The sequence below is a fragment of the Nocardioides nitrophenolicus genome (assembly GCF_016907515.1).
In the GTDB taxonomy this organism is placed as follows: domain Bacteria; phylum Actinomycetota; class Actinomycetes; order Propionibacteriales; family Nocardioidaceae; genus Nocardioides; species Nocardioides nitrophenolicus.
Genome location: NZ_JAFBBY010000001.1, coordinates 5447112 through 5470900, shown reverse-complemented (window position 1 = coordinate 5470900; position 23789 = coordinate 5447112). Strand labels below are relative to the sequence as shown.

The 23789-nt window shown below is 73.2% G+C and carries 23 protein-coding genes; 3 read left to right on the top strand and 20 right to left on the bottom strand.

Annotated features, from left to right (window positions below; translation table 11 throughout):
- Positions 1 to 16 precede the first annotated feature (16 nt).
- Positions 17 to 535: a SigE family RNA polymerase sigma factor gene (locus JOD66_RS26210; protein WP_204839706.1), complete on the top strand. Its 519-nt coding sequence runs from the start codon at positions 17 to 19 to the stop codon at positions 533 to 535.
- On the top strand, positions 532 to 1341 hold the full coding sequence (locus JOD66_RS26205; RefSeq protein WP_204839705.1) for a hypothetical protein: 810 nt from the start codon (positions 532 to 534) through the stop codon (positions 1339 to 1341). The genes JOD66_RS26210 and JOD66_RS26205 overlap by 4 nt, the downstream gene beginning before the upstream one ends.
- Positions 1342 to 1347: 6 nt before the next feature.
- On the opposite strand, the gene JOD66_RS26200 is transcribed toward JOD66_RS26205, so the two are convergent.
- A complete protein-coding gene (locus tag JOD66_RS26200; protein WP_204839704.1) occupies positions 1348 to 2499 on the bottom strand; it encodes an MFS transporter in 1152 nt (383 codons plus the stop codon).
- 70 nt (positions 2500 to 2569) lie between these two features.
- Here JOD66_RS26200 and JOD66_RS26195 point away from each other — a divergent pair, with 70 nt between their 5' ends.
- Positions 2570 to 2947 (top strand): MerR family transcriptional regulator, encoded by a 378-nt coding sequence (locus JOD66_RS26195; RefSeq protein WP_204839703.1) that lies wholly within the window; start codon positions 2570 to 2572, stop codon positions 2945 to 2947.
- 127 nt (positions 2948 to 3074) lie between these two features.
- Here JOD66_RS26195 and JOD66_RS26190 read toward each other — a convergent pair whose 3' ends face one another.
- From JOD66_RS26190 to pyrR, 19 genes are all read right to left on the bottom strand, one after another.
- Complete coding sequence (locus JOD66_RS26190) at positions 3075 to 4091, bottom strand: LLM class flavin-dependent oxidoreductase (RefSeq protein WP_204839702.1); 1017 nt, start codon at positions 4089 to 4091, stop codon at positions 3075 to 3077.
- A gap of 42 nt (positions 4092 to 4133) precedes the next feature.
- Complete coding sequence (locus JOD66_RS26185) at positions 4134 to 5450, bottom strand: RsmB/NOP family class I SAM-dependent RNA methyltransferase (RefSeq protein WP_307823729.1); 1317 nt, start codon at positions 5448 to 5450, stop codon at positions 4134 to 4136.
- 31 nt (positions 5451 to 5481) lie between these two features.
- Entirely contained in the window at positions 5482 to 6408 is a 927-nt protein-coding gene (gene fmt, locus JOD66_RS26180) for a methionyl-tRNA formyltransferase (RefSeq protein WP_204839700.1), read from the bottom strand.
- A complete protein-coding gene (def, locus tag JOD66_RS26175) occupies positions 6405 to 6950 on the bottom strand; it encodes a peptide deformylase (protein ID WP_204839699.1) in 546 nt (181 codons plus the stop codon). The genes fmt and def overlap by 4 nt, the downstream gene beginning before the upstream one ends.
- Positions 6951 to 6981: 31 nt before the next feature.
- Positions 6982 to 9027: a primosomal protein N' gene (locus tag JOD66_RS26170; RefSeq protein ID WP_204839698.1), complete on the bottom strand. Its 2046-nt coding sequence runs from the start codon at positions 9025 to 9027 to the stop codon at positions 6982 to 6984.
- Positions 9028 to 9208: 181 nt separating this feature from the next.
- Positions 9209 to 10408: a methionine adenosyltransferase gene (metK, locus tag JOD66_RS26165; RefSeq protein ID WP_204839697.1), complete on the bottom strand. Its 1200-nt coding sequence runs from the start codon at positions 10406 to 10408 to the stop codon at positions 9209 to 9211.
- An 80-nt stretch (positions 10409 to 10488) separates the two neighbouring features.
- A complete protein-coding gene (gene coaBC, locus JOD66_RS26160; RefSeq protein ID WP_204839696.1) occupies positions 10489 to 11739 on the bottom strand; it encodes a bifunctional phosphopantothenoylcysteine decarboxylase/phosphopantothenate--cysteine ligase CoaBC in 1251 nt (416 codons plus the stop codon).
- A gap of 10 nt (positions 11740 to 11749) precedes the next feature.
- On the bottom strand, positions 11750 to 12079 hold the full coding sequence (gene rpoZ / locus JOD66_RS26155) for a DNA-directed RNA polymerase subunit omega (RefSeq protein WP_204839695.1): 330 nt from the start codon (positions 12077 to 12079) through the stop codon (positions 11750 to 11752).
- A 43-nt stretch (positions 12080 to 12122) separates the two neighbouring features.
- The gene (gene gmk, locus JOD66_RS26150; protein ID WP_204839694.1) at positions 12123 to 12680 is read right to left on the bottom strand and encodes a guanylate kinase; all 558 of its coding nucleotides are present in this window, start codon (positions 12678 to 12680) and stop codon (positions 12123 to 12125) included.
- Positions 12677 to 12997 (bottom strand): integration host factor, actinobacterial type, encoded by a 321-nt coding sequence (gene mihF / locus JOD66_RS26145; RefSeq protein ID WP_204839693.1) that lies wholly within the window; start codon positions 12995 to 12997, stop codon positions 12677 to 12679. Before mihF ends, gmk begins: the two co-directional genes overlap by 4 nt.
- Positions 12998 to 13085: 88 nt before the next feature.
- Positions 13086 to 13559 (bottom strand): hypothetical protein, encoded by a 474-nt coding sequence (locus JOD66_RS26140; RefSeq protein WP_204839692.1) that lies wholly within the window; start codon positions 13557 to 13559, stop codon positions 13086 to 13088.
- The gene (gene pyrF, locus JOD66_RS26135) at positions 13556 to 14380 is read right to left on the bottom strand and encodes an orotidine-5'-phosphate decarboxylase (RefSeq protein WP_204839691.1); all 825 of its coding nucleotides are present in this window, start codon (positions 14378 to 14380) and stop codon (positions 13556 to 13558) included. The genes JOD66_RS26140 and pyrF overlap by 4 nt, the downstream gene beginning before the upstream one ends.
- Complete coding sequence (locus JOD66_RS26130) at positions 14377 to 15534, bottom strand: alpha-hydroxy-acid oxidizing protein (RefSeq protein WP_204839690.1); 1158 nt, start codon at positions 15532 to 15534, stop codon at positions 14377 to 14379. The genes pyrF and JOD66_RS26130 overlap by 4 nt, the downstream gene beginning before the upstream one ends.
- 1 nt (position 15535) lies before the next feature.
- Positions 15536 to 16561 (bottom strand): quinone-dependent dihydroorotate dehydrogenase, encoded by a 1026-nt coding sequence (locus JOD66_RS26125; RefSeq protein ID WP_307823728.1) that lies wholly within the window; start codon positions 16559 to 16561, stop codon positions 15536 to 15538.
- Complete coding sequence (gene carB, locus JOD66_RS26120) at positions 16558 to 19857, bottom strand: carbamoyl-phosphate synthase large subunit (protein WP_204839688.1); 3300 nt, start codon at positions 19855 to 19857, stop codon at positions 16558 to 16560. The genes JOD66_RS26125 and carB overlap by 4 nt, the downstream gene beginning before the upstream one ends.
- Positions 19857 to 20978, bottom strand: coding sequence for a glutamine-hydrolyzing carbamoyl-phosphate synthase small subunit (gene carA / locus JOD66_RS26115; RefSeq protein ID WP_204839687.1), 1122 nt, complete (start codon positions 20976 to 20978; stop codon positions 19857 to 19859). The genes carB and carA overlap by 1 nt, the downstream gene beginning before the upstream one ends.
- Positions 20975 to 22258: a dihydroorotase gene (locus JOD66_RS26110; protein ID WP_204839686.1), complete on the bottom strand. Its 1284-nt coding sequence runs from the start codon at positions 22256 to 22258 to the stop codon at positions 20975 to 20977. The genes carA and JOD66_RS26110 overlap by 4 nt, the downstream gene beginning before the upstream one ends.
- Positions 22255 to 23190 carry an aspartate carbamoyltransferase catalytic subunit gene (locus tag JOD66_RS26105; protein ID WP_204839685.1) on the bottom strand — a complete coding sequence of 312 codons (936 nt, stop codon included), beginning with the start codon at positions 23188 to 23190 and terminating at the stop codon, positions 22255 to 22257. The genes JOD66_RS26110 and JOD66_RS26105 overlap by 4 nt, the downstream gene beginning before the upstream one ends.
- Entirely contained in the window at positions 23187 to 23747 is a 561-nt protein-coding gene (pyrR, locus tag JOD66_RS26100) for a bifunctional pyr operon transcriptional regulator/uracil phosphoribosyltransferase PyrR (RefSeq protein ID WP_204839684.1), read from the bottom strand. Before pyrR ends, JOD66_RS26105 begins: the two co-directional genes overlap by 4 nt.
- Positions 23748 to 23789 lie beyond the last annotated feature (42 nt).

Below are 23789 nucleotides of genomic sequence, written 5' to 3'. Positions count from 1 at the left end.
GGGTCCGGAGCGTCAGATGGGTGTGAAGGCAGACCGGCAGGCCGAGGAGTTCTCGGCGTTCGTGCGCGAGACCGGCACCCAGCTCCACCAGGCGGCGATGCTGCTCACGGGTGACCACCATCTCGCGGAGGACCTGACCCAGGCGACGTACGCCAAGGTCTTCGTATGCTGGCCACGGGTGCGCTCGGCGGAGAGTCCGGTGGCCTACGCCCGGACCGCCCTGCTCAACACCTTCCTGTCCCACCGACGGCTGCGTCGCAACGGCGAGCGTCCCAGCGAGCTGAGCGACGCCGACGTCGGCCCGCCGGACGCCGGCGTCGACCCGGACCTCAGGGTGGACCTGCTGGCCGCGCTCGCCGGCCTCGCCCCGCTCGACCGCGCCGTCGTGGTGCTCCGCTACTGGGAGGACCGCAGCGTCGCCGACACCGCCGCCGACCTCGGGCTGAGCGAGGTGGCGGTGCGCACCCGCGCCCGCCGTGCCCTGCAGCGGCTGCGGCCCCTGCTCGCCCCGATCTCCGAGAGGACCCTGCCATGACCGACCTCGACTCCCTCGGACCGCTCGTCGGACCTGCCCTGCGCGAGCGCGTGCGGGACGAGCGTCCCGACCTCGAGCACCTCGCCGCGACCGCCCTCGCCTCCGGGAGACGGCTGCGCCGCCGGCGCCGGCTCGCGGCGTCCGGCGCGCTCGCCGGCGTGGCCGCGGTCGTCGTCGTATCGGTGGCGGCGAGCGCGCTGTCCGGCGGCGGTACGGCGGCTCGGGACCGCTCCGTCGCGGCCGCGCCGACGACCAGCGCGGCGCCGTCCGGCCTCCAGGTCGGACAGGTGCTCGACCTCGGCAACGGGCTGACCGCGACCATCCGCGACGACGAGAACGGCCTCTACGAGCTGGGCGGAAGCATGGCGACCGGCGCCGGCACCGGCTTCGTCGCCGTCGTCAGCGGCCCGGTCGACGTGATCCAGCAGTGGTGGTCGGACGGCTTCGCCCTCCCGCAGGACCTGCCCGGGATCACCTTCGCGATCTCGATGGCCGACGCGGAGGCGCTCGGGATGCTCGGCAAGGTGGACCGGCCGCCGGTCACGGTGCCCGCGGGGTGGACCTGCGAGTGGTATCTCGTCGACGACAAGGCCGGCTGCACCTCCGCCGACGGCGGGGTGGCCAGCCTGGTGATCCGCGACGCCGCCGAGCGTGACGCGTGGCTCTCCTCGCCCGACAAGGGCGCGGATCCGGGTGTCTACGTCACCGAGGCGCACGACGGGATCTTCCTCAGCGTGCAGGGCGGCCAGGGCACCACCGACGCCGAGATCCGGCAGCTCGGCGAGGGCCTGGTCTGGGTCGACTGAGAGCCCTCACCGGGTGGCTCGGGCCAGCCCCGCCGCGGCCAGCAGCACCAGCGCCGCGGCGGGCAGCCCCAGCCCGCCGACGCCGTACGCCGCCACCAGGCCGGACGCGAGCGCCGCACCCACGGCGATGCCACCGTTGAACAGGACCGGGATGAGCGCCCCCGCCAGGGCCCGGTGCCCGGGGCCGGCGAGGCGCAGCACCAGGGTCTGCGCGAACGGCGGCAGCGCGCCCGACGCCAGCCCCCACAGCGCCACCAGCGGCAGGCTGCCGAGGGTGCCGACCGCGAGCACGGCCAGCGCCGTGAGCACCGTGCTGGCGACCAGCCCGAGAGCCGTGCGCTCGACCCGGCCCGCCAGCACCACGCCGACCGCGGACGCCAGGCCGAAGACCAGCAGCGCCACGGCCGGCGGCCCAGCCAGGCGGGTGACGAAGGTGTACGCGCCGTAGTGGCCGACCAGCGCGAGCGCGACCAGCAGGGTCACGACCAGCATCGGCCGCAGCTCACCGGTGCCAGGTGCGCTGGCGGTCGGCACCGCGCTCGCGACCGCCGGTGGCACCACCCGCAGCACCAGCACCGCCGCCACCAGGCTCGCTCCCGCCAGGACCGCGAAGGACGCCCGCCAACCGGCCACGTCCGCGACCACCCGCCCGATCGGCGTACCGAGCACCATGCCGAGGGTCGCCCCGCCGAGCACGATCGACGTCGCCCGCCCGAGCTGGCGGTCCGGCACCAGGTCCGCGACGTGCGCGTTCACCGTCGACCAGAGCAGCCCCACGGCCGCGGCGCCGAGGGTGCGCGCGACCAGGACGACGGCGTACGTCGGCGCGAGGGCGGTCGCCGCCGCGGCCACCGCGAACGCCACCAGGCTGGCGGCGATCACCGCCGGCCGCGGCAGCCCACGGGTCAGCCGCACCAGCGGGATGCTGGCGACGACCACGACCGCCGCCCAGATGCTGACCAGCAGCCCGGCCGCGGCCTCCGAGACGTCCAGGCCGCGGCTCATCGGGCCGAGGACCGCGGTCGGCAGCATCTCGCCGGTCACCATGACCAGGGTCGCGCCGCCGAGGGTGAGCAGGACCGGCCAGGGCAGCCGGTCGGTCGTCGCGGTGGTGGGGCTGTTGGTGGGTTCGCTGGCGGTCGGGGTGGAGAGGGTCATGCCATCGACGCTAGAGTTTCACACTGATGTCAATGTCAAGGCTGGGCGCCGAGAATGTGAGGCAGCAGACATGAGAATCGGAGAGCTCGCCGAGCGCACCGGCGTGGCCGCCCGGCTGATCCGCTACTACGAACAGCAGGGCCTGCTCGCCGCCGACCGTCTCCCCAACGGCTACCGCACGTACGGCGACAGCCACGTCGAGCGGGTCGAGCGGGTCGCCGGACTGGTCCAGGCCGGCGTACCGACCCGGCTGGTCAAGGTGCTGCTCGAGGCCGAGGCGGCCTGCGCGCTCGAGCAGCCCACCTGCTCCGCCGAGGTCGCCACGCTGCTCGCCGACGAGCTGGTCGGCCTGGAGAAGCGGATCGAGTGCCTGAGCAGGAGCCGCGACACCATCCGGCGGTTCCTCGCGCAGGTCGGCAGCGGCGGGGGCGTCCCGAACAGCGTTTAGGTCGGCTTGCGGTTTGGTCCCAAACCGCAACATCCGGGCCCGAATTCATGCGGTTTGGGACCAAACCGCAACGCCCGCACCCCCGAATCGTGCGGTTTGGGACCAAACCGCACGTCGGCGCCGGCCCTCAGCGCCAGCCCAGCGCCGGCGCGACGTGGGTCAGGATCGACTCCAGCACGTGCGCGTTGTAGTCCACGCCGAGCTGGTTGGGGACGGTGAGGAGCAGCGTGTCGGCCGCCGCGATCGCCTCGTCGCCGCGCAGCTGCTCGACGAGCTGGTCCGGCTCGGCGGCGTACGAACGGCCGAAGATCGCGCGCATGTCGTCGATCTGACCGACCTGGTCGTCATCGGGGCGGCCGCCGAAGTACATCCGGTCCTCGTCCGAGACGAGCGGGAAGATCGACCGGCTGACCGACACCCGCGGCTCGGCGGCGTGCCCGGCCGCGGCCCACGCCTCGCGGAAGACCCGGATCTGCTCGGCCTGCTGAACGTGGAAGGGCTGGCCGCTCTCGTCCTCCTTGAGCGTGGAGCTCATCAGGTTCATCCCGAGCTCGGCGGCCCAGCGGGCGGTGCCGTTGGACGCCGCGCCCCACCAGATCCGGTCGCGCAGACCCTCGGAGTGCGGCTCGAGGCGGAGCAGGCCGGGCGGGTTGGCGAACATCGGGCGCGGGCTGGGCTGGGCGAAGCCCTCACCCTTGAGCGCCTCGAGCAGCACCTCGGTGTGCCGCCGGGCCATGTCGGCCTCGGTCTCGCCCTCGGCGGGCGCGTAGCCGAAGTACCGCCAGCCGTCGACCACCTGCTCCGGTGAGCCGCGGGAGATCCCGAGCTGCAGTCGTCCGCCGGAGATCAGGTCGGCGGCTCCGGCGTCCTCGACCATGTACATCGGGTTCTCGTACCTCATGTCGATCACGCCCGTGCCGATCTCGATCCGGCTGGTCCGCGCACCGATCGCCGCGAGCAGCGGGAACGGGCTGGCGAGCTGGCGGGCGAAGTGGTGCACCCGGAAGTACGCGCCGTCCGCGCCCAGCTCCTCCGCCGCGACCGCGAGGTCGATGGACTGCAGCAGCGTGTCGGCCGCGGTCCGGGTCTGGGAGTGCGGGCTCGGCGTCCAGTGGCCGAACGAGAGGAAGCCGATCTTCTTCATGACTGGTTGAACCGTCAACTTTCCTGGTTCATTCCGCGGGGCTCACTCCGTGCGGAGCAGGGCCAGGAACATGGCGTCGGTGCCGTGGCGGTGTGGCCACAGCTGGACGGTGCCGGGCAGCGGTCCCTCCGCATCGGGTACGACGGGCAGGTGCGCGGCCACGTCCTCGAGCCGGACGTGCGGATGGTCGGTGAGGGCGGCGGTCACGACCTCGGCGGTCTCGGCGAGCACGGGCGAACAGGTCGCGTACAGCAGCGCTCCCCCGGGCCGCAGCACCCGCACCGCCTCGGCCAGCAGCGCACGCTGCAGCTCCGCCAGCTCGGTCACGTCGGCGGGACGACGCCGCCAACGCGCCTCCGGGCGGCGTCGGAGCGCGCCGAGGCCGGTGCACGGCGCGTCGAGCAGGATCCGGTCGGCGCTCGCGTCGGCGAAGGGCGCGTGCGTGGCGTCGGCTTGCACGACACCGGCGAGTCCCGCGCTGGATGCGGCCGCACGAGCGACCAGCCGGGCCCGGTGGTGGTGCAGCTCGACGCCGGTCAGGCGCGCGCCGCGCTCGGCGGCGAGCGCCGCCAGCAGGGACGCCTTCCCGCCGGGACCGGCACACAGGTCGACCCAGCGCTCGTCACGTCCCTCGACCGGCGCGGAGGCCAGCGCGAGCGCGACCAGCTGGGAGCCCTCGTCCTGCACACCCACGCGTCCCTCGGCCACCGCCGCGATCCCAGCGGGGTCGCCGCCGTCGAGGACGACGCCGTACGGCGAGTACCGGGTCGGCGTACCGGGCAGCTCCTCCCGCGTCGCGAGGCCCGGCCGGGCCACCAGGGTCACCCGCGGCGGGTCGTTGTCGGCGGCCAGCAGCGCGGGCAGCTCCTCGGCCCGGCCGCCGAGCGCGCGGCGCAGCTCGTCGACCACCCAGGCGGGGTGACTGTGCGCGACCGCCAGGTCGTCAGGTGCGACGTCGGCCAGCCAGGAGTCGAGGTCCCGGGCGGCCACCTTGCGCAGCACGGCGTTGGCGAACCCGGCCGCGCCCTGGCTGACCTGGTCGCGCACCAGCGAGACCGTGGTGTCGATCGCGGCATGGGTCGGCACCCGCATCGCGAGCAGCTGGTGGGCCCCGAGCCGCAGGGCGTCGAGCACCTTGGCCTCGACCTTGCGCAGCGGGCGGTCGCTGCAGGCGGCCAGCACCGCGTCGTAGGTGCCCTGCCGGCGGATCGTCCCGGACGCGAGCTCGGTCGCGAACGCGGCGTCGCGGCCGCTGAGGCCATGGCGGGCGAGCGTCGCCGGGAGCAGCAGGTTGGTGTAGCCGTCGTCGACCCGCACCGCCTTCAACACCTCGAAGGCGGCCAGCCGGGCGGGATCCACCGCCCGCCGCCGCTGCCTGCCCGAGGACGGCCTACTCAAAGCGCGCGGCCTCCGGCAGTCGTACGCCGCGGGCCCAGTCGGCCGCGCCCATCTGCCTCTTCCCGAAGGCCTTCACCTCGGTCAGCCGGACCGGGTCGCTCGCCGTACCGACGAGGACCTCGTTCCTGCCGACCTGGATCGCCCCGGGGGCGAGCTCGGGGCCGTCGGCGACGATCTCGACCCGGCCCAGCTTGATCCGCTCGTCGTCGAGGGTGGTCCAGGCGCCGGGTCCGGGCGTGCAGGCCCGGATCCGCCGGTCGACGCCGACCGCCGGCTCGGTCCAGTCGACCCGGGCGTCGTCGACGCTGATCTTGGGCGCCAGGCTGATCCCGTCGGCGGGCTGCTCGCGGGCCTCGAGCGAGCCGTCGGCGATGCCGTCGAGGGTGGCCACCAGCAGGCTCGCGCCGCCCTCCGCCAGCCGGCCGAGCAGGTCGCCGGCGGTGTCGGTCGGGCGGATCCGCTCGGTCATCACGCCGAAGGTCGGGCCGGCGTCGAGCGCCTCCACGATCCGGAAGGTGGTGGCGCCGGTGTAGTCGTCGCCGCCCCAGATCGCGTGCTGCACCGGCGCCGCGCCCCGCCAGGCCGGCAGCACCGAGAAGTGCAGGTTGACCCAGCCGTGGACCGGGATGTCGAGCGCGCTGCGCGGGATCAGCGCGCCGTAGGCGACCACCGGGCAGCAGTCGGGCTCCAGCGCCTCGAGGGCGTCCTGAAACTCGGGCTCGCGCGGGTGCGCCGGCTTCAGCACGGGTACGCCGAGCTCCGCCGCCCGCAGCGCCACCGGGCTCGGCGTCAGCTTCCTCCCGCGCCCGGCCGGGGCGTCGGGCCGAGTGACGACGCCGACCAGCTCATGGGCGGAGGCGGCGATCGCGTCGAGCGCCGGGACGGCGACCTCAGGCGTGCCGGCGAAGACCACCCTCATCGGCCGAACCCGCCCGTGGCGTGCGGGGAGACCCGGACCGTGGGCCGGTCCAGGCCGAACCACTCCGACTCCCGGATCTCGCGCATCGCGGCCTTGCGGCCCGCGTCGTCGAGGCGGTCGATGAACAAGATGCCGTCCAGGTGGTCGGTCTCGTGCTGGATCGCGCGCGCCAGCAGGTCGGAGCCCTCGACGGTGATCGGCTCGCCGTGCATGTCGAAGCCGGCGGCCACCACCGAGAGCGCCCGCAGGCAGTCGTAGGTGAGCTCGGGCAGCGACAGGCAGCCCTCGGGGCCGTCCTGGGTGTCGTCGGACAGCTGCAGGCTGGGGTTGACCAGGTGGCCGACCTCGCCGTCGACGTACCAGGTGAACACCCGCAGCCCCACGCCGATCTGGGGTGCGGCCAGGCCGGCGCCGGGCGCGTCGAGCATGGTGTCGGTCAGGTCGGTGACCAGCTGACGCAGCTCGGCGTCGAAGTGGACGACCTCGATCGCGGGCTTGCGCAGGACGGGGTCGCCGAAGAGTCGGATGGGTCGGATCGCCACCGCGTCAGCCTAGTGGCTGCCCATCGGGGGTTCAGAGTTCCCATGGGTCCACCTGGATCCGCACCGGCTCCAGCTTGCGCGCCGAGCGCAGCCGCTGCGCCTCGCCCAGCGATCGGGCCAGGGCCACCCCCTCTCCCCGCGGCACGCGCAGCACCAGTCGCTCCACCTCCGGATCGCGGGTCGGCACCGGACCGAGGACCTCGGTGGGCTCCGGCAGCTGGAGCAGGGCACGCAGGTCGTCGAGCGCGCCCGGGGGGCCGGTGACCGTCGCGATCCGCGCGGCCGGGGGCAGCCGGGCCTCGCGCCTCTCCTCGGCCTCGCGGGCCGCGAACCCCGCCGCGTCCCACCGCACCAGCGCCTGCAGCGCCGGGACCCCCGGATCCCCGACCGCGAGCGCCCGCCCCCCGGGGGCGACCAGGCCGACCGCGTTGCACCAGCGCCGCACCGCCTCCTCGGCCGCCCGCAGGCTGTCACGCCCCAGCGCCCACCAGGTGTCGAGGAGCACGACGACGGCGTACCCGCCCTCGGCGACCGGCTCCGCCCCCGGCGTCGCGACCACGATCCGCGGCTGCGGCCCGACCCGCGCGCGGACCTGGTCGCCCGACGACGACACCACAGCGACCTTGGGGAAGCTGCGGCCGAGCTCGTCGGCGGTGCGGGCGTCTCCGACGACCGGGGCGCGCAGGCCGGTGGCGCCACACTCCGGACAGGACCAGCTCGGCGCCTCCGTCGCGCACCAGCGGCAGCGCGGCGGCGTCGTGGGCCCGGTGAGCTCGAGCGGGCCCGCGCACGCCCGGCACCGGGCCGGAGTGCGGCAACGCTCGCAGGCCAGGCGCAGGGCATAGCCCGCCCGCGGGGTCTGCACCAGGACCGGTCCGCGCTCCAGGCCCCAGCGCAGCGCGTCGTGGGCCTCCTTCGGCACCCGGGCCGCGCCCGCGGTCGGGTCGCGGTCGAGCGCCACGTCGCTGGCACCGCTCACACCGATCAAGGCCCGCTCCCGCAGCGTCGCGCGCGGCAGCGCGATCTCGCGGGCCCAGCCGGTGTGGAGGAGGTGCTGCGCCTCGACGGTACGCGCGAAGCCGCCGACCAGGGCGGCCGTGCGCTCCTGCTCGGCGCGCAGCAGCAGCACCTCGCGCACGTGGGGGTAGGGCGCCCGCGGCTCGGCGTGGAGGTCGTCGCCGTCGTCCCACACCACGACCAGACCGAGATCGCGGACGGGGGCGAACGCGGCGGAGCGGGTGCCGACCACGATCCGCCGCTCGCCCCGGGAGACCGCGAGGAACTCGCGGTAGCGGGCGGCCGGACCGGGGTCGGCGTGGAGTGCGACGTGATGTCCCTCGCCGAGTAGCTCGCTCAGCGCGGCGTCGAGGCGGGCGACGTCGCGGTGGTCGGGCAGGCACAGCACGCTGCCCCGCCCCGCGGCCAGGGCGGCGCCGGCGAGCTGGGCGAGCAGCGCCGGCCAGTCCTCGCCCGGGCCGGCCGACCACACGGCGCGGGGCGGATGGCCCTCGCGCAGGTGGGCGAGGAAGGGAGCAGCGGCGGGGTAGGCGGCCCAGGCCTCGTCGGCGGCCGTCGGGACGAGGACCAGCGGCGGCTCGGGAGGCGTCGGCTCCTTCTCGGTGGTGGCATGGCGGGGTGGCACCGCCAGCCGGCGTACGTCGGCGCTCACGCCGGCGTACCGCTCGGCGACCCGCTCGCACAGCGCCGCCACCGCGGGACTCAGCACCGGCTCGGCGCTCACCAACCGCCGCAGCGGCGCCAGCCGGCCGTCGTGGTCGGAGGCCGCGGCCCGGGCGACCACGAACCCGTCGACGTCCTGACCGCCGAAGCGCACCTTGACCCGGACCCCCGGCACCGCCCCCGCCGCCATCGCCGCGGGCACGGCGTAGTCGAAGGTGCGGTCGAGATGGGCCAGCGGGAGGTCGAGCACCACCCGCGCCACCGGGTCGACCTCGGCGATCTCGGCCTCGGCGACCTTGCGCGCCCGGGTGGCCGCCGCCTTGGCGCGCCCCTCGGCCGCACGGTCCCGGACGAGACCGGGCAGCTCCAGAGCCGGCTCGTCGGGAGTGGGGGTCATGGCGGCAGTTGTACCAGTGGGGTCCGATCCATCCCGCGACCCGTCAGAAACTGGCTCCAAAAATGCGCCGACCCGGCAGAAAGTGGCCTCGTGGGAGGTCATTTTCTGCCGGGTCAGCGGGAAATCAGCGCCACTTTCCGCCGGGTCGGCGAGAAAACCGGGCCAGTTCGAGCCGGGTCGCTCAGACGCCCGCGGCGGCCTTGAGGGCGTCGGCGCGGTCGGTGCGCTCCCAGGTGAACTCGGGCAGCTCGCGGCCGAAGTGGCCGTAGGCGGCCGTCTTGGCGTAGATCGGGCGGCGCAGGTCGAGGTCGCGCAGGATCGCGGCCGGGCGCAGGTCGAAGACCTCGAGCACCGCCTCCTGGATCTTCTCGTCCGGCACCACGCCGGTGCCGAAGGTCTCGACGAAGACGCCGACCGGCTTGGCCACGCCGATCGCGTAGGCGACCTGGACCTCGGCGCGGCGGGCCAGGCCCGCGGCGACGATGTTCTTGGCGACCCAGCGCATGGCGTAGGCGGCCGAGCGGTCGACCTTGGACGGGTCCTTGCCGGAGAACGCGCCGCCACCGTGGCGGGCCATGCCGCCGTAGGTGTCGACGATGATCTTGCGGCCGGTGAGGCCGGCGTCACCCATCGGGCCACCGACGACGAACTTGCCGGTCGGGTTGATGTGGAGCTTGTAGCCGTCGAACGGGACGCTCGTCTTGAACTGCTCGAGCACCGGCTCGATGACCTTGGCCTTGATGTCGGCCGCGATCTGCTCCTGGCTGACGTCCTCCGCGTGCTGCGTGGACAGCACGACGGTGTCGACGCGGACCGCGCGGTCGTCCTCGTCGTACTCGATGGTGACCTGGGTCTTGCCGTCGGGACGGAGGTAGGCGAGCGTGCCGTCCTTGCGGACCTCGGTGAGCTTCTCGGCGAGCGTCTGCGCGATCTTGATCGGCAGCGGGAACAGCTCGGGGGTGTCGTCGCAGGCATAGCCGAACATCAGGCCCTGGTCGCCCGCGCCCTGCTTGTCGAGCTCGTCGGAGGAGCCGCCGAGGCGCACGTCCTCGGCGGTGTCGACGCCCTGGGCGATGTCGGGCGACTGGGCGCCGATGGCGACCTGCACGCCGCAGGAGTTGCCGTCGAAGCCCTTGTCGGAGGAGTCGTAGCCGATCTCCAGGATCTTGTCCCGCACCAGCTGGGCGACCGGGGCGTACGCCTCGGTGGTCACCTCTCCGGCCACGACGACCAGTCCGGTGGTCAGCAGCGTCTCGACGGCGACCCGGCTCTTGGGGTCGTGCTCGAGCAGGTAGTCGAGCACGGTGTCGCTGATCTGGTCGGCGATCTTGTCCGGGTGACCCTCGGTCACCGACTCCGACGTGAACAGACGTCCGGTCATGGTGGTGGGAACTCCTGCGTTGGGGGCTGGATGGGCTGTGGTCCAACGATACGGACCGATGGAGGTGATGCCGGCGGGTCTCAGGAAAGTCGGGTGACCACCTGGTCCCAGATGAGGTGGGCGAGGGCCGCCTTCGACCCGTGCGGTACGTCGACCGCGGACCCGTCCGCGCCGAGGATCACCGCCTCGTTATCGGTGCTGCCGAAGACCGCTCCCCCGCTCACGTCGTTGACGACCAGCAGGTCGCAGCCCTTCCGGGCGAGCTTGGCGCGGGCCAGGTCGAGCACGCTGCCCGTGGCGTCGCCCGTCTCGGCGGCGAACCCGACGATCACGGCGTCCGGGCGGGCCCGGTAGGTCGAGATCTCCTTGAGGATGTCGGGATTCTGCTGCAGCGTGATCGTCGGAGCCGATCCGTCGTCGGCCTTCTTGATCTTCACGTCCGACAGCTCGGTGGGACGGAAGTCGGCGGGCGCGGCGGCCATCACGACCGCGTCCGCGCTCGCGGTGGCGCCGACGACGGCGTCGCGCAGGTCGGCGGTCGACTCGACCCGGACGACCTTCACGCCGGCCGGGTCAGGAAGGTCGACGTTGGCGGCGACGAGGGTGACCTCGGCGCCCCGGGCGACGGCGGCCCGGGCGAGGGCGTAGCCCTGGCGGCCCGAGGACCGGTTGCCGAGGAAGCGGACCGGGTCGAGGCGCTCGCGGGTGCCGCCGGCGGACACCACGACGTGGCGCCCGGCCAGGTCGAGCACCCGGGCGCTGTCGGAGCCGTCGGACCGGGCGGACCGCGCCAGCACGTCGCGCGCGACCTCGAAGATCTCGGCCGGCTCGGGCAGCCGCCCCTTGCCGGTGTCGGCGCCGGTGAGCCGGCCCTCGGCCGGCTCGACGACCAGCACGCCGCGCGAGCGCAGCGTGGCGACATTGGCGACCGTGGCCGGGTGCTCCCACATCTCGGTGTGCATCGCCGGGGCGAGCACGACCGGGCACCGCGCGGTGAGCAGGGTGTTGGTGAGCAGGTCGTCGGCCAGACCGTGGGCGGCCTTGGCGAGCAGGTCGGCGGTCGCCGGGGCGACGACGACCAGGTCGGCAGTCTGGCCGAGCCGGACGTGGGGCACCTCGTGGACGCCGTCCCAGACCTCGGCGGACACCGGCTTGCCCGACAGCGCCGCCCAGGTGGGCGCGCCGACGAACTCCAGCGCCGCCGCGGTCGGTACGACGGTCACGTCGTGGCCGGACTCGGTGAGCCGTCGCAGCAGCTCGCACGCCTTGTAGGCGGCGATGCCGCCGGCGACGCCGAGCACCACTCGGGGCCGGGCCCCAGCCGACGTCATGCGGGTCGGATCACTCGGCGTCGGCGACCGGAGCCTCGGCGACGGCGGCGGCCGCTGCCTGCTCGGCGGCGAGCTCGGCCGGGTCGATGTCCTCGCAGGTCAGCAGGTCCTCGTTGATCTCGCGCAGCGCGATCGAGAGGGGCTTCTCCTGGACGTGGGTCTCGACGAGCGGACCGACGTACTCGAGCAGGCCCTCGCCGAGCTGGGAGTAGTAGGCGTTGATCTGCCGGGCGCGCTTGGCGCTGTAGAGCACCAGCTTGTACTTGCTGTCGGTCTTGGACAGCAGGTCGTCGATGGGAGGGTTGGTGACACCCTCGGCGGCGATGTTCGGGGCAGACACGTGGAGAAGCCTCACTGAGGTGGGTGGGTGATCGGGTGTGCGATCAGAGTTCAACCATCAAGGCTACCAACTCCTCCACGGCAGCATGAACTTCCCGGTTGACGATCGTCACGTCGAACTCCGCCTCGGCGGCGAGCTCCTCCCGCGCGGTCGCCAGCCGGCGCTCCCGCTCCTCCTCGTCCTCGGTGCCGCGGCCGACCAGCCGGCGGACCAGCTCGTCCCACGACGGAGGCTTGAGGAAGACGAAGACGGCGTCGGGAGCCGACTCCCTGACCTGGCGCGCGCCCTGGAGGTCGATCTCCAGCAGCGCCGGCCGGCCGGCGGCGAGCGCCTCGTCGACGGGACCGCGCGGGGTGCCGTAGCGGTGCACGCCGTGGACCACGGCCCACTCCAGCATCTGGCCCTCGGCGACCAGCCGGTCGAACTCCTCGGGCGAGACGAAGTGGTAGTGCACGCCGTCGATCTCGCCCGGCCGCGGTGGGCGCGTCGTGGCCGAGACAGAGAGGTAGATCTCGGGGTGCTGCTCGCGCATCGCGGCGGCGACGGTGCCCTTGCCGACCGCGGTGGGCCCGGCGAGGACGAAGAGCTTGGCTCGGCTCATGCGTCGGGGGCGAACTCGCGCTCGAGCGCGGCGACCTGCTTGGCGCCGAGCCCGCGCACCCGGCGCGACTCGGCGATCCCGAGCCGCTCCATGACCTGGCGGGCGCGCACCTTGCCGAGACCCGGCACCGACTGCAACAGGTCGAGCACCTTCATCTTGCCGATGACCTCGTTGACCTGACCCTGCTGGAGCACCTCCTGGATGGAGGCTCCGGAGTTCTTGAGCCGGTTCTTGACCTCGGCCCGCTCCCGGCGGGCGGCGGCTGCCTTCTCGAGGGCAGCCTGGCGCTGTTCGGGGGTGAGCGGGGGCAGGGCCACGAGAGAGATGTCCTTCGTCAACGGGGGCAGCAGCGTCAATCTAGCCATTGCCCGACGTGACGGGCAATGCGGGGCTCGGAGGTGGCCGCTACATGCTCAGCGGCGTCTTGCAGACATCGCGGGCCTGCTGCTCGACGTGGGCCAGCGCGGTGGCCGTGTCCGCGGACCCCAGCCCGGCCGCCGCGGCGTCGATCGAGGCCTTGTCGTCGGCCGGCAGGTCGGCCGGCGGCTGGTCGAAGCGGTACGTCGCCGGGTCCACCCCGGCGGAGTCGAGGGCCTTCTTCAGCGCGCTGATCCGCTCGACGACGAGGCGCCAGTCGCCCGCGATGTCGTCCGGCGACTCCTTCGCCAGTGCCTCGAAGCTGGGCAGGGCCCGCAGCAGGCCGGTGGTCGGACCGGCGCTGAGGGCGGCGCCGACGTCCTGGCGGTGCTCGGCGACCGCCGCGCAGTAGTCCGCGAACGGGTCGTCGTCACCGCTGCCGCGCACCAGCAGCAGCCCGACCGCGAACGCGACGACCAGGGCCGCCACGACGACGAGGGGCAGGATGCGGCGCACGCTCACCCCCGCAGCGCGCGCAGCTCGTCGTTGGTGCGCAGCACCGCGTCGCGCAGCGCCACGGGGTCGGGCCCGAGGCGGAGCACGCCGCGCGAGGAGCTGGCCAGCACGTTGCCGACGGCGGCGCCGAAGATCCGGCGCAGATCGGCGATGGTGCCGCCCTGCTCGCCGTAGCCGGGCGCCAGGATCGGGCCCTGGAAGGCCAGGTCGAGGCCGCGGTCGTCCTCCAGGGTGGCCCCGACGACGGCCCCGAAGGAGCCCAGCGGGGTCGCGTCGGCGTTGAGCCGGCGCAGGTGGTCGAGCATGGCGCCGGAGACGCTGCGGCCCCCGGTGACGGCCTCCTGGACCTCCGGGCCCTCCTTGTTGGAGGTCGCGGCGAGCACGAAGAGGCCGGCGTCGAAGCGTCGCGCGGTGTCGACGAACGGCAGCAGCGAGCCGAAGCCGAGGAACGGGCTCACCGTCACCGCATCGCTCGCGAGCGGGGACGCCGGGTCGAGGTAGGCGTCGGCGTACGCCTGGGAGGTGGAGCCGATGTCGCCGCGCTTGATGTCGAGCAGCACCAGCGCTCCCGCCGCGCGCGACTCCGCGATCACCCGCTCCAGGACCGCGACCCCACGGCTGCCGAAGCGCTCGTAGAAGGCGGACTGGGGCTTGACGATGCCGCAGTACGGCGCGACCGCCTCCACCGCGCCGAGGGCGAAGCGCTCCAGCCCGGCGACGTCGTCGGCGTACCCCCAGGCCTCGAGCAGGCTGGCATGGGGGTCGATGCCGACGCAGAAGGGACCGCGCTCGGCCATCGCGGCGTGCAGGCGGGCGCCGAACGTCATGAGAGCCTCCGCAGGGCGTCGGGGCCGAGGTCGGCCAGGGTGGGATAGCCGTCGACGGCCATGATCAGGTCGGCCTCGGCCTGCATCGCGCGGACCTGGTGGACCGCGCCGGGAACCCCGCCGAGCGCGAGCCCATAGACGTAGGGCCGGCCGATCGCCACCGCGTCGGCGCCGAGCGCGAGCGCCTTGACGACGTCGGCGCCGGTGCGCACGCCGGAGTCGAAGACCACCGGTGCCCGGCCGTCGACCGCCGTGACGACATCGGGCAGCCAGTCGAGCGCCGCTCCCCCGCCGTTGGCCTGCCGGCCGCCGTGGTTGGAGCAGTAGATCCCGTCGGCCCCTTCGTCGAGCGCGCGCCGCGCGTCGTCGGGATGGCAGATGCCCTTGAGCAGGATCGGCAGGTCGGTGAGCGACCGGAGCCAGGGCAGGTCGTCCCAGGTGACGGGGTGCCCGAAGGTGCCGACCCAGGTCATCACGACCGTGCCCGGATCGGGGTTCGGCCCGGTCATCTCCTGGAAGACCGGGTCGGAGGTGTAGTTGGCCAGCGCCTTGCCGCGCAGCTGGGGGAAGTTGCCGCTCGCGAGGTCGCGTGGCCGCCAGCCGGGCACCCAGGTGTCGAGGGTGATCACGATCGCCTCGTAGCCCGCCTGCTCGGCGCGCCGCACCAGGCTGGCCGCGAGGTCGCGGTTCTTGGGGGTGTAGAGCTGGAACCACTTCCCGGCCTCGCCCGCCGCGGCGGCGACCTCCTCGAGCGGGTCGCTCATCAGCGTCGAGCCGATGAGGGGTACGCCGGTCGCGGCGGCCACCTCGGCGGCATGGACGTCGCCGTGCTGGTCGGGGGTGCAGATCCCGACCACGCCGACCGGAGCGAGCAGCAGCGGACTGGCGAGGGTGCGACCGAACAGCTCGACCGACAGGTCGCGCTCGGCCGGAGCGCGCAGCATCCGGGGCACCACGGCATAGCGCTCGAAGGCCGCCACGTTGGCCCGCTGAGTCGCCTCGTCGCCGGCTCCCCCGGCGACGTAGGTGCGCAGCTCGGGGGGCAGCGCGGCGAGCGCACGGGCCTCGAGGTCGGCGTAGTCGAAGGGGTGGGCGGGGAGCACCCCGCCGAGCGCACCGAGGTACAGCTCGATCTGGTAGTCCCCGAAGCTCATCTCACAGCGCCTGGAGGATCTGTCGCGGCCACATCGGGCCACCGTAGACGAGCGCGCTGTAGGCCTGCACGAGATCGGCCCCCGCGGCGACCCGGTCGCGGGCCTGCTGGGGCGTCGTGATCCCGCCGACGCCGATCAGCGTGAGCTCCGGCCCGACCCGCTCGCGCAACAGCCGCAGCACCGCGGTCGAGCGTTCGGTGAGCGGCGCTCCCGACAGGCCACCGGCGCCGATCTCCTCGACCTTCGCGGCGGGGGTGCGCAGCCCCTCGCGCGAGATCGTGGTGTTGGTCGCGATGATCCCGGCGAGGCCGAGGTCGAGCGCCAGGTCGGCGACGGCGAGCACGTCGTCGTCGGACAGGTCGGGGGCGATCTTCACCAGCAGCGGCAGCGGTGCGGACGTGACCTGGTCGGCCGTACGACGGACGTGGGCCAGCAGCGGTGCGAGCTTCTCGACGGCCTGCAGGTTGCGCAGGCCCGGCGTGTTGGGCGAGCTGACGTTGACCACGAGGTAGTCGGCGTGCGGCGCGAGCAGCCGGGTCGAGGTCTCGTAGTCGGCCTCGACGGCGGCCTGGTCGTCGTCGGGGACGACCTTGGACTTGCCGATGTTGACGCCGAGGACCAGGCCGCCGGTCCGGCGCCGGCGCTTCGCGAGGCGGGCCGCGACGGCGACGGCGCCGTCGTTGTTGAAGCCCATCCGGTTGACGATGGCGCGGTCCTCGGGGAGCCGGAACAGCCGCGGCCGGGGGTTGCCGGGCTGGGCCAGCGCGGTGACGGTGCCGATCTCGACGTGGCCGAAGCCGAAGGCGCCCATCCGGTCGTAGACCCGGGCGTTCTTGTCGAAGCCGGGCGCCAGGCCGAGCCGGTTGGGGAAGGTCAGGCCCATGGTGCGCACCGGCGCGACGCCGGGGATCGGTGCCCGGGAGAGCAGCGGGCCGCCGGCGCGCAGCGCGTCGTAGGTCAGGTGGTGCGCCCGCTCGGCGTCCAGCTTGACCAGGACGTGGTCGAACAGGCGGTCGTAGAGCCTCACGCGTGCCACTCCTGGAGGGAGCGCACGCCGATCGTGCCGCCGCGCACCGCCGCGATGCCCTGGACGGCGGCCGCCAGCCCCTGCACGGTGGTGATGCACGGCGTACCGGTCAGCACGGCCGAGGAGCGGATCTCGTAGCCATCGATGCGCGAGTCGCCGCCACCGCCCGACGACGTGGTGGAGCCGTGGGGGGTGTTGACGATCAGGTCGATGTCGCCGGCCAGGATCATGTCGACCACGGTCGGCTCGCCCTCGGGTCCCTTGCCCTCGAAGTGCTTGCGGACGACGGTCGCCTGGACGCCGTTGCGGCGCAGCACCTCGGCGGTGCCCTGGGTGGCGAGGATCTCGAAGCCGTAGTCGACGAGCACCCGCGCCGGGAACACCATGGTCCGCTTGTCGCGGTCGGCGATGGAGATGAAGACCTTGCCCGAGGTCGGCAGCGGGCCGTACGCCGCGGCCTGCGACTTGCTGAACGCCGTGCCGAAGTCGGCGTCGAAGCCCATCACCTCGCCGGTCGACTTCATCTCCGGACCGAGCACGGTGTCGACGAACTGGCCGTCCTTGGTGCGGAACCGGTTGAACGGCAGCACCGCCTCCTTGACCGCGATCGGCGAGTCGGCCGGCAGGGTGCCGCCGTCGCCCTCGGCCGGCAGCACGCCGGTCGCGCGCAGCTCGGCGATCGACTCCCCCAGCATCAGCCGGGCCGCGGCCTTGGCCAGCTGGGTGCCGGTCGCCTTGGACACGAACGGCACCGTGCGCGAGGCGCGCGGGTTGGCCTCGATGACGTAGAGCACGTCGGCGCCCAGCGCGAACTGGATGTTGATCAGGCCGCGCACGCCCACGCCCTCGGCGATTGCCGTGGTGGCCTCGCGGATCCGGGCGATCTCGGCGTTGCCGAGGGTGATCGGCGGGAGCGCGCACGACGAGTCGCCGGAGTGGATGCCGGCCTCCTCGATGTGCTCCATGACGCCGCCGAGGAAGAGGTCGGTGCCGTCGTACAGCGCGTCGACGTCGATCTCGACCGCGTCGTCGATGAACCGGTCGACCAGGACCGGCCGGTCCGGGCTGATCTCGGTCGCCGCCGCGATGTACGCCTCGAGCGCCTGGTCGCTGTAGACGATCTGCATGCCCCGCCCGCCGAGGACGTACGACGGCCGCACCAGCACCGGGTAGCCGATGCTGTGGGCGATCGCCTGGGCCTCGTCGTACGACACGGCGGTGCCGTGCTTGGGCGCGACCAGACCGGCGTCGGCGAGCACCCGCCCGAAGGCACCGCGCTCCTCGGCGAGGTCGATCGCCTCGGGGCTGGTGCCCACGATCGGGACGCCGGCGTCCTGCAGGCCCTGCGCGAGACCGAGCGGCGTCTGCCCGCCGAGCGTCGCGATCACGCCGGCGATCGGGCCCGCTGCCCGCTCGGCCTCGTAGATCTCCAGCACGTCCTCGAGCGTGAGCGGCTCGAAGTAGAGCCGGTCGGAGGTGTCGTAGTCGGTCGAGACCGTCTCGGGGTTGCAGTTGACCATGATCGTCTCGTAGCCCGCCTCGGCCAGCGCGAGGCTGGCGTGGACGCACGAGTAGTCGAACTCGATGCCCTGGCCGATCCGGTTCGGCCCGGAGCCGAGGATGATCACGGCCTGCTTGCCCTCGGCCCGCGGCTGGACCTCGCTCTCCTCGTCGTAGGAGGAGTAGTAGTACGGCGTCTGGGCGGCGAACTCGGCGGCGCAGGTGTCGACCGTCTTGTAGACCGGGCGCACGCCCAGTGTCTGCCGGGCGATCCGGACCTCGGACTCCTGCAGCCCGCGGATCGCCGCGATCTGGGCGTCGGACAGGCCGTGCCGCTTGGCCAGGCGCAGCGCCCCGGCGTCGAGGGTCTCGGTCGCGGCGACCCGCTGGGCGACCTCGTCGATGAGGAAGACCTGGTCGACGAACCACGGGTCGATCTTCGTGGCGTCGTGGATCTCCTCCTGGGTGGCGCCGGCGCGGATCGCCTGCATCACCTTCTGCAGCCGGCCGTCGTGGGGCACCTTGATCTGGTCGAGCAGGGCGGTCTTGTCGCCGACCGGCGAGGCCCAGTCGAACGGCGCGTGCTTGTTCTCCAGCGAGCGCAGTGCCTTGTTGAGCGCCTCGGTGAAGCTGCGGCCGATCGCCATCGCCTCGCCGACCGACTTCATGTGGGTGGTCAGCGTCGGGTCGGCGGTCGGGAACTTCTCGAACGCGAACCGCGGCACCTTCACCACGACGTAGTCGAGGCTCGGCTCGAAGGACGCCGGGGTCTCCTCGGTGATGTCGTTGGGGATCTCGTCGAGGGTGTAGCCCACCGCGACCTTCGCCGCGATCTTCGCGATCGGGAAGCCGGTCGCCTTCGACGCCAGCGCCGAGGACCGGGAGACGCGGGGGTTCATCTCGATCACGATCACCCGGCCGTCGGCGGGGTTCACGGCGTACTGGATGTTGCAGCCGCCGGTGTCGACGCCGACCTCGCGGATGATGCCGATGGCGAGGTCGCGCAGGTGCTGGTACTCGCGGTCGGTGAGGGTCATCGCCGGCGCGACGGTGATCGAGTCGCCGGTGTGGACGCCCATCGGGTCGAAGTTCTCGATCGAGCAGATGATGACGACGTTGTCGGCCTTGTCGCGCATCACCTCCAGCTCGTACTCCTTCCAGCCGATGATCGACTCCTCGATCAGCACCTCGGTCGTCGGCGAGGCCGAGAGCCCGGCGCCGGCGATGCGGTGCATGTCGGCCTCGTCGTAGGCGATGCCGGAGCCGAGGCCGCCCATGGTGAAGGACGGGCGGACGACGATCGGGAAGCCCAGCTCGCCGGCGGCCTTCTCGACCTCGTCCATCGAGTGGCACACGAAGGAGCGGGCGACCTCGCCACCGACCTTCTCGACGATGGCGTTGAACAGCTCGCGGTTCTCGCCGCGGTGGATCGCCTCGAAGCTGGCGCCGATCATCTCGACGCCGTACTTCTCGAGTACGCCGCTCTCGTGCGCCGCGATCGCGGCGTTGAGCGCGGTCTGGCCGCCGAGGGTCGGCAGGATCGCGTCCGGACGCTCCTTGGCGATCACCTTCTCGACGAACTCGGGGGTGATCGGCTCGACGTAGGTCGCGTCGGCGAACTCCGGGTCGGTCATGATCGTGGCCGGGTTGGAGTTGATCAGGATGACCCGCAGGCCCTCCTCCTTGAGGACCCGGCAGGCCTGGGTCCCGGAGTAGTCGAACTCGCAGGCCTGGCCGATCACGATCGGGCCGGAGCCGATGACCAGGACGGACTTGATGTCGTCGCGCTTCGGCATCAGGCGTTCTCCTCCAGGAGCGTGGTGAACCGGTCGAAGAGGTACGCCGCGTCGTGGGGTCCGGCGGCGGCCTCCGGGTGGTACTGGACGGAGAAGCTCTTCAGCTTCCCCTCGGGGGTGCGCAGCTCGAGGCCCTCGACGACGTCGTCGTTGAGGCACACGTGGCTGACCGTGGCGGTGCCGTAGGGCGTCTCGGTGGGCGCATCGAGCGGGGCGTCGACCGCGAACCCGTGGTTGTGGGCGGTGACCTCGACCTTGCGGGTGGTCAGGTCCATCACCGGCTGGTTGATCCCGCGGTGGCCGTACTTCAGCTTGTAGGTGCCGAAGCCGAGCGCGCGCCCGAACAGCTGGTTGCCGAAGCAGATGCCGAAGTAGGGCAGGTCCCGGGCGAGCGCCTGCTGCAGCAGCTCGACCTGGCCGGTCGTCGCGGCCGGGTCACCGGGGCCGTTGGAGAAGAACAGGCCGTCCGGCTGGACCGCCAGCACCTCGTCGATCGACGCGGTGGCGGGCAGCACGTGGACCTCGATGCCGCGCTCGCTCATCCGGTAGGGCGTCATGTCCTTGATGCCGAGGTCGAGCGCGGCCACGGTGAACCGCCGCTCCCCCTGGGCCGGCACGACGTACGCCGCGCTGGTGGAGACGGCCTCCGACAGGTTGGCTCCGCTCATCTCGGCGGACGCCTTCACCTTGGCGAGCAGGGCCTCCGGGTCGGTCTCGACCGTGGAGATGCCGACCCGCATCGCACCCCGCTCGCGCAGGTGGCGGGTCAGCGCGCGGGTGTCGATGCCGGAGATGCCGACGACGCCCTGGGCGTTGAGCTCGTCGTCGAGGCTGCGGCGCGAGCGCCAGTTGCTGGGGATCCGCGCGGGCTCGCGGACGACGTACCCGGCGACCCAGATCCGCTTCGACTCCGGGTCCTCGTCGTTGACGCCGGTGTTGCCGATGTGGGGCGCCGTCATCACGACCACCTGGCGGTGGTACGACGGGTCGGTCAGCGTCTCCTGATAGCCGGTCATGCCGGTGTTGAAGACGGCCTCGCCGAAGGTCTCACCCTCGGCGCCGTAGGCCTCGCCGTGGAACGTACGGCCGTCCTCGAGGACGAGCAGGGCGGGGGTGCTCATGCGAGCGCTCCTTCCAGGACGGTCGGCGTGCCGCGCAGCAGCGTGGCGATCACCTTTCCGGTCAGCTTGCGGTCGTGCCAGGGGTTGTTGCGGCTCAGCGAGACGCTGGCGGCGCGGTCGACGACGACCTGCGCGGCCGGGTCGACCAGGGTGAGGTTGGCGGGCTCACCGACCGCGATCGGCCGGCCGTGGCCCTCCAGGCCGGCGATCGCGGCCGGGTTGGCGCTCATCACCCGGGCCACGCCGGCCCAGTCGAGCAGGCCGTTCTCGACCATCACCGTGGTGACGACCGGCAGCGCGGTCTCGAGGCCGAGCATGCCGAACGCCGCGTCGACGAAGGCGTGCTCCTTGTCGTGGCGCGCGTGGGGGGCGTGGTCGGTGGCGACCGCGTCGATGGTGCCGTCGGCGAGCGCCTCGCGCAGCGCGCGGACGTCCTCGTCGGGGCGCAGCGGCGGGTTGACCTTGAACGTCGGGTCGTAGCCGGTGAGCAGGTCGGTGGTGAGCAGCAGGTGGTGCGGGGTGACCTCCGCGGTCACGCCGATCCCCTGCGCCTTGGCCCAGCGGATCACCTCGACGCTGCCCGCGGTCGACACGTGGGCGACGTGGACCCGGCTGCCGGTGTGGCGGGCGAGCATCACGTCGCGGGCGACGATGACCTCCTCGGCGACGCCGGGCCAGCCGGGCAGGCCGAGCTGTCCGGAGAGCTCGCCCTCGTGGCAGCACGCCGTCGGGCCGGCGAGCGCCGGGTCCTGGCTGTGCTGGCTGACCACGCCGCCGAACGCCTTGACGTACTCCAGCGCCCGGCGCATGACGCGCGGGTCGTGGACGCACCTGCCGTCGTCGGAGAACACCCGGACCCTGGCCCGGCTGCGCGCCATCAGGCCCAGCTCGGCGAGCTCCTCGCCCGCGAGGCCCTTGGTGACCGCGCCGACCGGCTGGACGTCGACCAGGCCGGCCTGGCGACCGAGGTCGTGGACCCGCTCAGCCGCCTCGGCGGTGTCGGTCACCGGACTGGTGTTGGCCATCGCGAGGACGGCGGTGAAGCCGCCCACCGCGGCGGCGCGAGAGCCGGTGAGCACCGTCTCGGCGTCCTCGCGGCCGGGCTCGCGCAGGTGGGTGTGGAGGTCGACGAGGCCGGGCAGCAGGCGCAGACCGGCGGCGTCGATCGTGGCGTCGGCCTTCACCTCGACCGAGCCGATCTCGGTGATGACGCCGTCGTCGACGAGCACGTCGCTCGTCGTACCGTCGGGCAGGGTGGCGCCCTTGATCAGGGTGCTCATGCGGAGGTCTCCTCGCCGGCGAGCAGGTGGTAGAGCACGGACATGCGGACGGCGACGCCCGCGGAGACCTGGTCGAGGACGACCGAGTCGATCGCGTCGGCGGCGTCCGCGGAGATCTCCAGGCCACGGTTCATCGGGCCGGGGTGCAGGATCGGCGTACCGGGCTTCAGCCCGGCGAGCCGGTCACGGGTGAGGCCGTAGCCGACGGTGTACTCGCGCGCGGTCGGGAAGAAGCCGCCGCTCATCCGCTCGCGCTGGACGCGGAGCATCATCACGGCGTCAGCCTGGGGAAGCACCTCGTCGAGGTCGTAGCTGGTCGCGAAGCCGGCGGCCTCGGACCACGCGGTGACCCCGGACGGCATCAGCGTCGGCGGGGCCACCGCGGTGACCGTGGCGCCGAGCTTGGTGAGGCTCTTGACGTTGGAGCGGAACACCCGGCTGTGGGTCAGGTCGCCGACGATCGCGACGTGCTTGCCCTCGAGCGTGCCGAGCCGGCGGGTGAGGGTGTAGCCGTCGAGCAGCGCCTGGGTGGGGTGCTCGTGGGTGCCGTCGCCGGCGTTGATGACGGGTACGTCGATCCACCGGCTGATCTGCTCGGCCGCGCCGCTCGCGCCGTGGCGCACGACCAGCCCGTCGATGCCCATCGCGGTCACCGTGAGCACGGTGTCGCGCAGCGACTCCCCCTTGCTCGCGCTGCTGCCCTTGGCGGACAGGTTGATCACGTCGGCCGAGAGCCACTTGCCGGCGATCTCGAAGCTGGACCGGGTGCGGGTGGAGTCCTCGAAGAACAGGTTGATGACCGTGCGGCCGCGCAGCGCGGGCAGCTTCTTCACCTCGCGGCGCTGCACGTCGTGCATCTCCGCCGCGGTGGTGAACACCTGCTCGATGTCGTCGGTCGTCAGGTCGTCGATGCTGAGGAGGTGCTTGTTCACTTGATCCGCACCTCGTCCTCGCCGTCGGTCTCGACCAGGCGCAGGCTCACCCGCTCGCTCCGCGCGGTCGGCAGGTTCTTGCCCACGTGGTCGGCGCGGATCGGGAGCTCCCGGTGGCCGCGGTCGACCAGCACCGCCAGCCGGACGACCGCCGGGCGGCCCAGGTCCGACAGCGCGTCGAGCGCCGCCCGGATGGTGCGCCCGCTGTAGAGCACGTCGTCGACCAGCACCACGGTCTTCCCGTCGATCCCCCCGGCCGGCACCTGGGTGCGGTGCGGCGCGCGAGTCGGGTTCGAGCGCAGGTCGTCGCGGTACATGGTGACGTCGAGCTCGCCGGTGGCGACCGTCGTACCCTCGACGTCGGCTATGTTGGCGGCCAGCCGGCGCGCGAGCGGGACCCCGCGCGTGTGGAGGCCGAGAAGCAGAAGATCCTCGGCGCCCTTGTTGCGCTCGAGGATCTCGTGGGAAATACGGATCAGCGCCCGGCTGATGTCGCCGGCGTCGAGAACGACGCGGCCCGTGCTCGCGGGCGCCTCCGGAGTCTGCGGTGCAGGCAAGACTGACGGAACCTCCTTCTCCGCCTCACGGGACGGCTCGTT